Genomic DNA, 12,960 nt, shown 5'->3' on the forward strand with positions numbered 1-12,960 from the left:
TAACTTGTGCGCGGCAGCACGGGGCGCGAGTGCTGGAGATTCGCGGAGTCGATGATGCAAATGACCATGACAAGCCATATGCTGTGTCTAACAAACCTGCCGACTGTTTCGGCTGCCATATCCAGACTTCCCGGCCTCAATAGGCTGGAAATTCAGGACCGATTCTGATAGCAAGGGGCTATGGACCCGCATTTGCGCGACCTGCGGTATTTCGTCGCCGTCGCTGAGGAACTGCACTTCACCAACGCCGCCCAGCGGCTGCACATCGCTCAACCCACCCTGTCGCGTCAGATTCGTCAGCTGGAACGCCAGCTCGACGTGGTCCTGTTCGACCGCAACCAGCGCAGCGTCGCGCTGACCGTCGCGGGTAAGGAGCTGCTCGAAGGCGCCCGCAAGATCCTGGAGCTGTGGGAGATCACCAACGTCTCCCTGCAGGAGGCGGGTGAGGTGCTGCGCGTCGGCATCCAATCCGCGCTCGGCCGCGGGCTGCTCAACGATCTGGAGAGCGCGAGCGGGCACCGCCTGGCACTGCACGCCGCCTCCTGGACCGACCCGTCCAGTGGTCTGGCCGGTCGACAGGCCGACCTCGCCCTGGTCTGGCTCCCACTACCCGATCCGAACCGGTACCGCTGGCAGGTGCTGCGCACCGAGCCGCGCTGGGTGCTGCTGCCGGAGAACCATCCGCTGGCCGAGAACGAGACCATCGACTTCGCCGACCTGCTGGACGAACCGTTCATCGCACTGCCCACCGAGGCCGGTGCGGTGCGCGACTTCTGGCTCGGCAACGATGCCCGCAACGGCCGTCAGCCCAAGATCGGCGCCGAGGCGGCGACCCCCGAGGACAAGCTGGAGGCCGTGAGCCTCGGCCTCGGCGTCTGCCTGCTGGCCGAGAACAATGTGCCGATGTACCGCTGGCCGGGTCTGACCGCTCGCCCGCTCGCCGGACTCCCCCCGTGCGAACTGGCGGTCGCCTGGCGCGCCGACGACAACCGACCCACCATCCTCGAATTCGCCGCACGCGCGGTCGACGGTGGTTTCGCAGTGCAGCATCAGCCCGCAATCGCGGGCTGATCGTTCACCCCTTCGTTCACCGTTCGCTTCCAGGGGTGGATCGACTCGAGTTGAGCCGCGAGGCGCAGCAGGATCGATTCACTGCCGGGCGGTGCCGTGAGTTGGGCGGCGACCGGCGTTTTGGATCTCGGGTGCATTCCCATCGGGATCGACGCGGCGGGCCAGCCGACCAGATTCCACAGCGGTGTGAACGGTGAATACCGAGCGCTGATAACGACATTCGCGAGCCACCCCAGGGTGTGCCAAGCCCTGGCCCGCGGTGGCGGCGCGGCGAGCGTCGGGGTGATCACCACGTGGTAGCGCTCGAAGAAGTCCAGGAGTTGCGCCTCGACCCGGTCCACCTGGGCCGGGCGCACCAGCCGCAGCCGCTGGACGAGCCGACCGAGTGCGATGTGGCGGCGGGTGCGCCGCTGCAGACGTTCGGGGCGGATTAGATTCGCGGCCTCACGCGCGGCGCATGCCAACCAGCGCAGGCCGACCGAAACGAGCGATTCGCCGTAGGGCAGTGTCACCGATTCCACCAGGTGCCCGGCCGCAGCTGCGGCCGAAGCAGCGGTGCGGGCCGCCGCGGTCCAGTGCCGATCGACCCGGAACATCCGGGACGGTGGCGCCACGGCCAGCCCGATGCGTAGTCGGCCCGGCGGCTCCAACTCGGCTAGGTCCGGGCGCGCGGCCAGCACGGACAGCATGAGCGCGGCATCGCCGACTGTCGTCGCGAGCACACCGTTTTCGACCATTCCGGACCAGGAATCGACGCCTACCTCGGCGGGTACGGTATGCCGCCCCGGCTTGATCCCGAATACCCCGCAGCAGGCCGCGGGAATGCGCACCGAACCGAGCCCGTCGTTGCCGTGCGCCACCGGCACCAACCCGGCCGCCACGGCCGCGGCCGAACCGCCGGACGAGCCACCGGAGCTGCGGGCGGAATTCCACGGGTTCCGACCGATGCGGCCCTCGCTCTCGGTCGTGCCCCACAGGCCCAGTTCGGGGACCGCGGTCAGCCCGACCACTACCGCGCCCGCGTCCCGCAGCCTGCGCACCACCGGATGGTCGGCGGTAGCCGGGCGGGTATCGGTCGCGGTGGAACCGGCGAGGATCGATTCACCCTCGACCGCGATGTTGTGTTTTATCGCGATGGGCACACCCGCCAGCGGCAGCAGATCCAGATCGGAACGCTGTTCCAGCGCGAGTGCCTCGGCCCGTGCCTTAGCGTAGCGAACGACCGTGAACGCATTCGTCTTTCGGTTCTCGGCGGCGATCAGATCCAGGGCGGTATCGACGGTTTCGGTCGGCGTCAGCGAGCCGTCACGCACACTCGCCGCGATTGCCGCCGCCGGACCTCGTGACAGGCCGGATTCGCGTGGCATGCTGGAGTCCATCGAAGCATGTACGGCGTCGGTCCCGCCCACCGCGACCCCACGGGCGGCCTGCACCTCCGGGGCTTCAGCAGCCTCCGGAGCGGTCGAATCCGTCGCTGTCGGGTCCGCCGCCGCGATGCCACCCGCCGCGGCCGTCACAGTATTCGATGTACAGCGCTGCTCCCGGGTTGTTCCGTGGTCACGCTCCGCTACCGCCTCCGCGCCCGTCGCTCGCGCCGCAGTGTTGTTCATGTGCTGGTTCTTCCCCGTCGCATGGTTGTCGAAATCGGGTGATCCACTGTTGTGGCGCAAGTTATCATTTCGATTACTGCTCGGGGGACGATGTCGTCGGGTGTGGCGGAAATTCAGCGGCACATCCACCGAACGGCCACTGCGGATACTCGACATCCGCTCAGCAGGTAGGTCCGAAAAATGAGTGCTGATCCCGAAAATACGCACCGAACCGATCTCGGCACCGAGCCGACCAGAGACTGGGGCGAGCCGCCGTCGCAAACCGAGAACGACGTGGTCGAGGCCTTCTCGACCGCATGGGAATCGGCGCGTCGGCCACCGGAGATCGCCGACTTTCTTCCCGATGCCGAATCCCTGCGCCGGGCCGCCTTGATCGAATTGATCCGCGTCGACCTGCGACATCGCTGGATCCGGCTCCCCGAGACGCCGACGCCGCGCAAACGGCTTTTCGACTACTGCGCCGAGTTTCCGGAACTCGAACCGGGCGGCATTCCGGCCGGTTTGGTGTACGAAGAGTTCGTCATCCGCAGACACAGCGGTGAACGTGTCGATCCGAAGGATTATCTGCGGGAATATCCGGAACAAGCGGCGGAATTGCGCGCTCTGCTCAATGCCGACGATATCGACCAGAGCACCCGCCGGGCCGCGCTCGAGGATTCGGTGCTGACCGAGTTCGCCAATACCCGCGCGGCGGCCGAACTGAGCCGGACCGTCCAAGCCGATCAAACTGTGGGGCTGAACCAAACCCAGGAGTCCGTTCGTAATACTGATGTGACTCGCGCCACCGCCGATCCGACCGAGACGGCGACCGTCACTCCGACCACGATCGGAACCGGTCCGGGGAAATTCGACGCCCTCGACCGGATCGAAGTCGGCCAGTCCATCGACGACTTCGACCTGCTCACCGGACTCGGCAGCGGCGCCTTCGCCCGGGTATTCCTGGCCAGGCAGCGATCAATGCAGCGCTTGGTCGCGGTGAAAATCTCCGCCGACCACGGCACCGAACCGCAGACCCTGGCCCAGCTCGACCACGACTACATCGTGCGCGTCTTCGATCAGCGGCTACTCGGCTCCGATGACGCCCGCGATCCGGCCATGCGCCGACTCCGGCTGCTGTACATGCAGTTCCTGCCCGGCGGCACACTGCTCGGGGTACTGCGCTGGGTGCGCGCGACCCCACCCGCCGAACGCAGCGGACAACTCCTGCTCGACGCGGTCGACGCGGCCATGGAGGAGAAGGGCGAAATTCGCCCGACCGATTCCAGCGTGCGCGCCGAGATCGCCGGACTCAGCTGGCCGGAAACCGTGGCCTGGCTGGGCCGCAGAGTGGCCGAGGCGCTGGAATACGCCTCCGCGCACGGCGTGCTGCACCGCGACGTGAAACCGGCCAATATCCTGCTCACCGCCGAGGCGGTACCGAAACTGGCCGATTTCAATATCAGCTTCAGCCGCAATGTGGCCGGCACCAGTCCGGTGGCCTATTTCGGCGGCTCACTGGCGTATATGTCGCCCGAACAGTTGGAGGCCTGCCATCCCGGCCGCGAGCGCACGGCCGAGGATCTGGATACCCGTTCCGATATCTACGCCCTCGGCGTAGTGCTGTGGGAATTGCTCACCGGCGCGAAGCCGTTCGACGATTCCACCGCGACCGACCATGGCGACGATACGGCGCTGGAGGGCATGCTGGAACGCCGCACCTCCGGGGTGGATGACGCTGCGCAGCGACGAGTTCCGGCGAACTGTCCGGCGGCTTTGCGGCGGGTGCTACTGACCTGTCTGGAATCGGATCGGACACTGCGCTGGGCCAATGGCGGGGTGCTGGCCAAGCAGTTCGACCTGTGCATGGACCCGAGGGCCAGGGATCTGGTCGACCCGCCGCCCGGCAGTTGGCGGCTGAAGTTGCGGTCGTGGCGGCTGGTGATCGTGTCGCTGGCCATCGGCATCCCGAATATCCTCGCCTCGGCATACAACATCCAGCACAACCAGCATCTGATCGTGGACCGGCTCCCCGAGGACGCCGGACGCACCTTCATGATCATCACCACCGTGGTGAACGGAATCTTCTTCCCGCTCGGGGCGACGCTGATCCTCTATCTGTCCCGAAGAATGCTCACGGTGCCGCACGGGCTGCGCCGCCACCGCCGCTACGATGCCGAGACGCTGCGGCTGGCCAGGGCGGATTCCCTGCTGTTCGGCGACCGAGCGGTGTGGGTGGTCTTCTCGCTGTGGGTGATCGCCGGATTCACCTTCCCGATCGCGCTGCAATTGGCGGCCGGAGACGTGCCCGCCCGCGCGGTGGTGCACTTCCTCACCTCGATCGTGGTGTGCGGCGCGATCGCGATGGCGTACCCGTTCTTCCTGGTGTGCTTCTTCATGGTCCGCTGCATCTATCCGATCTTCCTGCGGCACGGGGAGATCAGCACCGAGGACGCGGTGTGGCTGCGCGGCCTGGATCGCCGCGCCAACGGATATCTGGCGGTCGCGGCCTCGGTGCCGCTGCTCGCGGTGGCGGGTGTGACCTTCCTGCCGCCCGGCGATATTCCGATGGTGATCGACGCAGTGCGCGTGCTCTGTGTGGGTGGCATCATCGCGTTCATCGGTTCCTACCTGCTCTTCCGGGCGCTGGAGGCCGATCTGCGTGCGCTGGAGCGGGTCGTCGCGCCAGTGGATTCCCTGGACCGCGAACATCTTTCGGCGGACCGGGAGCGCGGCAGGCCGACCGTGCCGGAGCCGCGATCGTGACAGCTGCCGATTTCGCGGACCGAGGCGAGACCGACCCCATAACCAGATTTACCGAAGATTGGCAGCACTGCCTGCGAGGCGAGCGGACCGACCCACCTCCGATCGCTGAGTACATCCCTGACGGCACCCAGGTGCGGCTGGCGGTACTCACCGATCTGGTCCGCATCGATCTGCGCCACCGCTGGGATCGGGAGGGACTCGGCAAACGCATCGCCGAGTACCGCAAGGAATTTCCCGAGGTCGAGCACAGTGCGGAATTGGTCGATCTGCTCTGCGAGGAGTTCCTGGCCCGGCGCAGGTACGGCTCGCTGGAACTGGCAGATTTCCTCGCCGAATATCCGGAGCTGGCGCAGGATGTGCGCGCGCGGCTGGCCGTTTACGCCGACGACGATTCCGCGGCAGATACCGAACGCGGCGTCGCGCTGGTCGCGGGTCTGGCGCCGGGTCACCGGATCGATGACTTCGATCTGCTCACCGATCTGGGTGCCGGCACCACCGGCCGGGTCTTCCTCGCCAGGCAGCGTTCCATGCAACGCCTTGTCGCCGTGCGGCTTTCGGCGGGCCGTGCGGCCGGCGGGCACAGCATGGCGCAACTGGATCATCCGCATCTGGTGCGCGTTTTCGATCAGCGCCTGGTCACTGCCGCACCGTCCGCGGCACCGGAGGCCCCCGCATCGACCCGGCTGGTCTACATGCAGTACCTGCCCGGCGGTACGGCGGCCGGAGTGCTCGCCGAGCGGCGGCGCGGCCCGGAATCCGAAGGCGGCGCCCTGCTGCTGCGCGCCATCGATGCCGCCATGGAGGCCAGGGGCGAGATCCGGCCGTCGGATTCGAGTGTGCGCGCCGAAATCGCCACACTCAGCTGGCCGGATACGGTGGCCTGGATCGGCAGACGACTGGCCGACGCGCTCAATTACGCCGAGCAGCAGGGCGTACTGCATCGCGATATCAAACCGGCGAATGTGCTGTTCACCGCGGAGGGTATTCCCAAGTTCGCCGATTTCGCCGCGCGCACGGCGGCACCTCGCACGGCGACGAACCCACTGGCCGCCGAACCGGATTCGCTGCCGTACCGCTCCCCCGAACAACTCGCCGAACTCCTCGATCCGGCCGCACCGCCGCCCGGCCCGAGCAGCGATATCTACTCCCTCGGCGCGCTGCTGTGGGAAATGCTCACCGGCGCGATGCCGTTCGACGATCCGCCGATGCCCGCCGATCCGGACGCCCGCGCCGAAACCATCGCGACCATGGTCGCCCTGCGCGAGCGCGGCGTCACCGCGGATACGCTGCCCGCGGACACCCCGAGCGCGCTGCGGCGGGTGCTGCTGGAATGTCTGCGGGCCGATCCGAAGCGCCGCTGGCGCAATGGCGCCGAGCTCGCCGCGCAACTGGATCTGTGCCTCGACGAGCGCGCCAGGGAATTGGTCGATCCGGCACCGACCAGCCTGGCGTACCGGTCGCGCGGCTGGCTCATACCGATCCTCACGCTGTGCGTCGGCGTGCCGAATATCCTCGCCAGCGTCTACAACATCAACCTGAACAACTCACTGATCATCGATCGGATGACGGCGACCGACCAGGAACGGTTCGCCGCGGGCGGCCTGATCACAAATCTCATCGCCTTTCCGATGGCCGGATTGCTGCTGCTTTTCCTCACCCGACGCCCGCTGACCATCGGATTCCGCCTGGCCCGCGGCCGCGAATACTCCCCGCGCACCCTGGCCGCCGCCCGGCGCGACACCCTGCAGATGGGTGACTGGGCGGTCTGGGTACCGTTCGCGTTCTGGCTGCTCGCCGGGCTGGTGTGGCCTTTGGCACCGGTCTTCTTCGGGGTCGAGCTACCGCGCGCGACCTTTCTGCATTTCTTCGCCGCCCAGGTGGTGTGCGCCGCGATCGCGCTGGCGTATCCGTTCTTCCCGATCATGGTTTACGCGGTGCGTTCGATTTATCCACAGCTGCTTGTGCGCGGTGGTATCGGCGCCGAGGACGAGAAGCAACTGCGCAAACTCGCCAAGCGCGGAAACTTCTATCTGGGCGTCGCCGCATCGGTGCCGCTGCTCGGCGTGGCCAGCGCGACCTTCGTCGAGGCCGCCGATCTGGATTTGGTGATCGTTTCGGTGCGGGTGCTAAGCGTGGGTGGCATCCTGGCATTCGTGCTCACGTATCGGTTGTTCCGGATGCTCGAGGCGGATCTGTTGGCCTTGGCACGTGCGATTCCGCAGCGGAAGCGATGACCGGCTCGCAGCCGTTCGGACGGCTGGTCAGCCTTTCCCATGTCCACGATCCGGCGACAGCGCCGCTGTTTCCCGGCGATCCCGAATTCCGGACCGATATTGTCGCGACGGTCGCGAACGACGGTTATTACCTGCGCTATATCCAGCAGGGCGAGCACACCGGAACCCATTGGGGCGCACCGATCCACTTCCATGCCGACGGACTGGCCGCCGACGAATTGGATCTCGACGATCTCTTGTTGCCCGCGGTGAAGATCGACGTGCGGGACCAATGTGCGAACGATCGGGATTACGCGATCGATATCGCTGATCTGCGGGAGTGGGAGGGTCGACACGGGCGGATACCCGACGGGTCGGCGGTGGTGGCCTGGACCGGGTGGGACGAGAAATGGGGGACGCCGGAATTCATCGGAACCGGCGAAAGCGCCGATCATCAACCGGGATTCGCGGTCGAGACGGTCAAATGGCTATTGCGGACCGGGCGGCTGGGGCGGCGTGGCGCGCTCGGCATCGATACGTTCGGACCCGATCTGGGAACCGACGACACCTATGAGGTGTCGAAGCTGCTGTATCGCGAACATCGGATCAGCTTGGAATGTCTGGCGAATCTCGCCGAACTACCCGTCACCGGTGCTTGGGTATTGGTCGGCGGTGCGCTGTACAGCGGTGGGTCCGGTTCGCCCGCAACGATATTCGCGGTTACGCCTGCGCCTCGCTAGCGCTCGGCTCCGGCATAACCGCTGGGCGGCTGTGTTTTCTGTTCACTCACTGCGTTCGCTCATGCGCTGATTACGCGCCGCCGTAGACCTTCGGGTCGAGGGTGCCGATATACGGCAGGTCGCGGTAGCGCTCGGCATAGTCGAGGCCGTAGCCGACGACGAATTCGTTCGGAATATCGAAGCCGACGTGCGCGACTTCCACGTGGGTGCGTAGCGCGTCCGGCTTGCGTAGCAGGGTGACGACCTCGAGCGAGGCCGGATTGCGGGTGGACAGATTGCGCTTGAGCCACGACAGCGTGAGACCGGAGTCGATGATGTCCTCGACGATCAGCACATTGCGGCCCGCGATGTCCTTGTCCAGGTCCTTCATGATGCGCACGACACCGGAGGACGAGGTGGACGAGCCGTAGGAGGAGACGGCCATGAATTCCATCTGGGTGGGAATCGGCAGCGCCTTGGCGAGATCGGTCATGAAGAAGATGGCGCCCTTGAGCACGCCGACCAGCAACAGATCCCCCTCGGGAGCGTCGGCCGGATAACGCTTGGCAATCAGCTCGGCCAACTCCTGGGTCTTGGCCGCGATCTGTTCCTCGGTGATCAGCACCGACGCGATATCGCCCTCGTACACGTCAGTTGGTTTCCCTTCCGGTGTTGTATCTGCGACGCTCCCGGGGCCCTTCGTGGTCACGCTTCGCTACCGCCTTCGGGCCCGTCGCTCGCGCCGCGGGTGCCTCCCCGGCCGATCCATTATGTGTCATCGGCTCCCTTGCAGACGCAAAGTCAGCCTGCCATGTTCGCGCGCCGCGACCAACCTGCGTCCCGGCTGCCCGCCGCCCACCGCGACACCGCCCTGCCCGCGCCATGCGGTAATCAATTCGTCAACCGCCTGTAAATGCTTGTTGGTCAGGGCTTTAGCGCCACCGGCCAGCAACCACGCACGGATTGCGCGCCGCCGCAAGGCCGCGGGGGCAGTGGCGAGGGTCTCGATCGAGAGGGTCGGGCCATTACTCGCCGGACCGGCACTCGCGGCCCGCAACAACTCATCGGCCAGCGCATCCAATACCGCACCGTCATCGCGCAACTGCTCGGCCGTCCGCGCCAACGCCCCCGCGACCCCGCCCCCGAGCACCTCCTCCAGCAGCGGCAGAACCTCATTCCGCAACCGCACCCTGGTGAACTCCGCCGCCGAATTATGCGGGTCCTCGAACGGCGTCAACCCGATATCGACACACAACTGCCTGGTCACCGCCCGCCGCACTCCCAATAACGGCCGCCCCCACGGATCAACGAACGCCGCCATCCCCTGAATCGACCGCCCACCCGATCCCCGCCCCAACCCCAGCAACACGGTCTCGGCCTGATCATCGAGCGTGTGCCCGAGCAACACCGGCAACCCAGCCCGCGCCCCGTCGAGCGCCGCATACCGAGCCGCCCGCGCCGCCGCCTCCATCCCCCCGTCCGCACCGACCTCGACCGCCAGCACATGTGCCGACCGACACCCCAGCGCCAACGCCGCGGCCGCCGCCGCAGCCGCCACCTTGTCCGATCCCGCCTGCAACTGATGATCCACAACCAGCGCGTCGACCTGCCCCGCCTCCACCACCGCAGCCGCCGTCAACGCCAGCGAATCCGCACCACCGGACAACGCGACCGCCACATCACCCGTCGCATAATCGGCCAGCCACCCCCGCACCGCCCGCCGCACCTCGAGCACCGCCTCGGTCTCGGGCAGCCGCCGCGCATTCCCGGGCATCGCTCCCGCCGTACGGCTCATATCCGGAGACTACCGATGATCAGTGCCCTCGATTCGCTCGGCAAGCGCCACGATGAAGCCTTCGCCGCCGATCATGAGACGCCTACGGTCTGCCGCTCGGGTTCGATGACCGCGACTACGCGCTCGTCGCGAACTACCCGAGGACGCGCGCGATCCAGCGCTCAGGGGCCTCGATTTCCGTTGCGAGCGGGAGGGTTTCGGGGTTGGTCCAGACGGTGTTGAACTGGGCCATGCCGACTTGGGCCACCACCGCGTCTACGAATTTCTTGCCGCGAACGTATTGAGCGACCTTGGCGTCCACACCGAGGAGGGCGCGCAGAAGGCGTTGGAGCGGGTTGGTGGGGCGTTTGCGCCGCTTGTCGAAAGCGGCGCGGATTTGTTCGACAGTGGGGATGACGGCGGGCCCGACCGCATCCATGACGTGGTCGGCGTGGCCTTCCAGGAGGGTGCCGAGCATCAGCAGGCGGTCCAGGGCTTCGCGCTGCGGTGGGGCCTGGGTCGCGCGGAGTAGGCCGACGACACCGCGGGAATTCGGGTCTTCGGGGCCGGTGCCGCGGCGGCGGTCGCGCACCTCTTCGACAAGGCGACCGAGCATATCGGCGAGCGGTTCGTCGCCGACTTCGCCGAGAATGTCGACATTGGTGCGCATGTAATCGGCCAGCCACGGCGCGGAGGAGAACTGCACCCGGTGGGTCACCTCGTGCAGGCAGACCCAGAAGCGGAAGTCGGTCGGCGAGACGCCGAGTGCGCGCTCGACGGCCACGATGTTCGGCGCGACGAGCAGCAGCGTCCCATCGGGTCCGGTGAAGGGGTCGTACTGGCCGAGGATCGCGGTGGACAGGAAGGCCAGCATCGCGCCCGCTTGCACACCCGCGGGTTTGCCGGCGAGCAGGCCCTTGTCCGATGCCTGCCCGGTGCCGGTCAACTGGGCCATGGAATCCGCGGCCGCATTGATCCAGCCGGGCCGGTCGACGATCAGGGCCGAGGGCACCGGCTGGTCGTCGAGCAGACCGCTCACTTCGCGAACCGGTCCCTCCGCCCGCACCGATGCCTCGGCCAGCTCGCTCACTACCTGTTCGGCCGAGTATCGCGAGGTCCGCGGGCCGGACGGCACCAGCGCGGCGCCAGTGCGCGCGGCAAGGCGCCAATCGACGGCACCGGAAAATCCGGAGCGTCTGCGCTCGGCCGGAGCATCCGCACCCGAATTCACGGCGGGCACGGCGCCCGATTCATCAGTGCCTTCGAACATACTCAACCACCCGTCACGAGCATCCACAGTTACGCAGCGTGCCGGCGATGGCGTCCAATGCGGGCCGGCTCAGCTCCGGTGGCCGATCGTTCGACATCAATGCGAAGGTCAATACCCGCCCGTCGCTGTCCAGCACATACCCGACCAACGTGCTCGCCACCGAGAGAGTTCCGGTCTTGGCCCGCACCCATCCCGCACCGCCCCGGTTCTGCGCGACATAACGGCTGCTCAGCGACCCCGTCGCACCCGCGATAGGCAGATCGTCGAGCAGCGGCGCCAGGGTGGTCGCGATCCGATCGGTTTCCGGCCTGGCCTTGGTATTGCTCGGCTGCACGGCATTGGCGCCACTCGACTTCGCCGCGGTCGAGATGATCTTGTCGAGCAGCCGGGCGGGCACCCGGTCCTCGGTCGACAGGCCGCTGTTATCGCGCATCGAAAGTCCGTTGAGATCGAATCCGCCCTTGCCGAGCGCGGTTTCGAGGGCGGCGACGGCGCCGGTGAACGATGCCTCGTTACCGGAAGCGACCGCGATCTCGCGGCCGATGGCCTCGGCGAGCACATTGTCGGAATAGACCATGGTGTCGCGCAGCCGGTCCCGCAGCGGCGCAGATTGCACGCTCGCCACCTCGGTCGCACCGGCGGCGGCATTGCCGATCCGCACCTTGGCGGGATCGAGTCCGAGTTCGGTGGCCAGACGCTGTCCGGCGGCCAAGGCAGGAGTAGGGGTACGCGGCGAGTACTCCACCAGCGGGTCGAGGCGGCCGCCGTCGAGCATTACCGGATCCATCGGTGCGATCGAACCCTCGCCGATATCGACCGGATCCCAGCCGGGCGCCATGGGCGGGCCGGAATACGCGGAGGTGTCGACCACGATGGTGTCGACGGCATGGCCGGATTCCTTGATCTGCGACACCAGGTCCGACAGCCGCGGCCCGTTCGGGTAATAGCCCCTGCCGTCGGGCTGCGCGGTCAGCGTCGGATCGCCACCACCGACGAGCACAAGTTCATTCGGCGCGAATCCGGCGACGACACGGGTGGTCACCCGATGATCCGCGGGCAGGGTGAGCAGGGCGGCCGCGGTGGTGAGGATCTTGGCGGTGGACGACGGAATCATCGGCTTATCGGATTCGGCGCTCCACAGCACGGTCGCGGAGTCCGCGTCGGTAACCTCACCGGCGAACGCACCGAGGTCGGGATTGGCGACCACCGGCGCGAGCGCGGCGCCGACACCGGACGGAGTCGGCGCGGGCGCATTCGAGGGCGCGGGCGCGACCTGCGGAACCGGTTTGACCGGCGCGGGCGGTGCGGCAATGATGAGCCCGCCGTGCCGGAATTCCTCGGTCCACGGCTTGACCGCGATCACTACGCCCGCCACGGCACCGAGCAGCAGGGCCAGCACGAACGCGACGCCGATCCAGAGTTTGCGGCGTCGCTTGGTGCCCGAGCCACCGATATTCCCGTTGCTGCCACCCACCACGTACCCGCCGTCTCTCCGTCTCGTTTCGCCCAGTCGCCGAGGCCACCCACCTACCGCACCCAAGTGCCCGCGGACCACACTATC

9 protein-coding genes are annotated in these 12,960 nt (G+C 67.2%); 4 read left to right on the plus strand and 5 right to left on the minus strand.

Annotation, left to right across the window (positions count from 1 at the left end; all coding sequences use genetic code 11):
- Nucleotides 1-180 precede the first annotated feature (180 nt).
- Entirely contained in the window at nucleotides 181-1,071 is an 891-nt protein-coding gene (locus OIE68_RS29875; RefSeq protein ID WP_327094368.1) for a LysR family transcriptional regulator, read from the plus strand.
- Here the strand turns inward: OIE68_RS29875 and OIE68_RS29880 are convergent.
- The gene (locus tag OIE68_RS29880; protein ID WP_327101853.1) at nucleotides 1,050-2,438 is read right to left on the minus strand and encodes an amidase; all 1,389 of its coding nucleotides are present in this window, start codon (nucleotides 2,436-2,438) and stop codon (nucleotides 1,050-1,052) included. The two genes, OIE68_RS29875 and OIE68_RS29880, sit on opposite strands and share 22 nt — an antisense overlap.
- A 423-nt stretch (nucleotides 2,439-2,861) precedes the next feature.
- Here OIE68_RS29880 and OIE68_RS29885 point away from each other — a divergent pair, with 423 nt between their 5' ends.
- From OIE68_RS29885 to OIE68_RS29895, 3 genes are read left to right on the plus strand one after another with little or no spacing between them, the layout of a single operon-like run.
- A complete protein-coding gene (locus OIE68_RS29885) occupies nucleotides 2,862-5,423 on the plus strand; it encodes a serine/threonine-protein kinase (protein WP_327094369.1) in 2,562 nt (853 codons plus the stop codon).
- On the plus strand, nucleotides 5,420-7,657 hold the full coding sequence (locus tag OIE68_RS29890) for a serine/threonine-protein kinase (RefSeq protein WP_327094370.1): 2,238 nt from the start codon (nucleotides 5,420-5,422) through the stop codon (nucleotides 7,655-7,657). The genes OIE68_RS29885 and OIE68_RS29890 overlap by 4 nt, the downstream gene beginning before the upstream one ends.
- Nucleotides 7,654-8,376 (plus strand): cyclase family protein, encoded by a 723-nt coding sequence (locus OIE68_RS29895; RefSeq protein WP_327094371.1) that lies wholly within the window; start codon nucleotides 7,654-7,656, stop codon nucleotides 8,374-8,376. The genes OIE68_RS29890 and OIE68_RS29895 overlap by 4 nt, the downstream gene beginning before the upstream one ends.
- Before the next feature lie 70 nt (nucleotides 8,377-8,446).
- Here the strand turns inward: OIE68_RS29895 and hpt are convergent, their stop codons facing one another.
- The 4 genes from hpt to dacB all read right to left on the minus strand — a co-directional run bounded on the left by hpt (nucleotide 8,447) and on the right by dacB (nucleotide 12,876).
- Nucleotides 8,447-9,004: a hypoxanthine phosphoribosyltransferase gene (gene hpt / locus OIE68_RS29900; RefSeq protein ID WP_063042806.1), complete on the minus strand. Its 558-nt coding sequence runs from the start codon at nucleotides 9,002-9,004 to the stop codon at nucleotides 8,447-8,449.
- 126 nt (nucleotides 9,005-9,130) lie between these two features.
- Entirely contained in the window at nucleotides 9,131-10,150 is a 1,020-nt protein-coding gene (tilS, locus tag OIE68_RS29905) for a tRNA lysidine(34) synthetase TilS (RefSeq protein WP_419150574.1), read from the minus strand.
- 133 nt (nucleotides 10,151-10,283) lie between these two features.
- Entirely contained in the window at nucleotides 10,284-11,399 is a 1,116-nt protein-coding gene (locus OIE68_RS29910) for a zinc-dependent metalloprotease (protein ID WP_327094372.1), read from the minus strand.
- Nucleotides 11,400-11,412: 13 nt separating this feature from the next.
- Entirely contained in the window at nucleotides 11,413-12,876 is a 1,464-nt protein-coding gene (gene dacB, locus OIE68_RS29915; protein ID WP_327094373.1) for a D-alanyl-D-alanine carboxypeptidase/D-alanyl-D-alanine-endopeptidase, read from the minus strand.
- Nucleotides 12,877-12,960: the final 84 nt, after the last annotated feature.

The sequence above is a fragment of the Nocardia vinacea genome (assembly GCF_035920345.1).
In the GTDB taxonomy this organism is placed as follows: domain Bacteria; phylum Actinomycetota; class Actinomycetes; order Mycobacteriales; family Mycobacteriaceae; genus Nocardia; species Nocardia vinacea_A.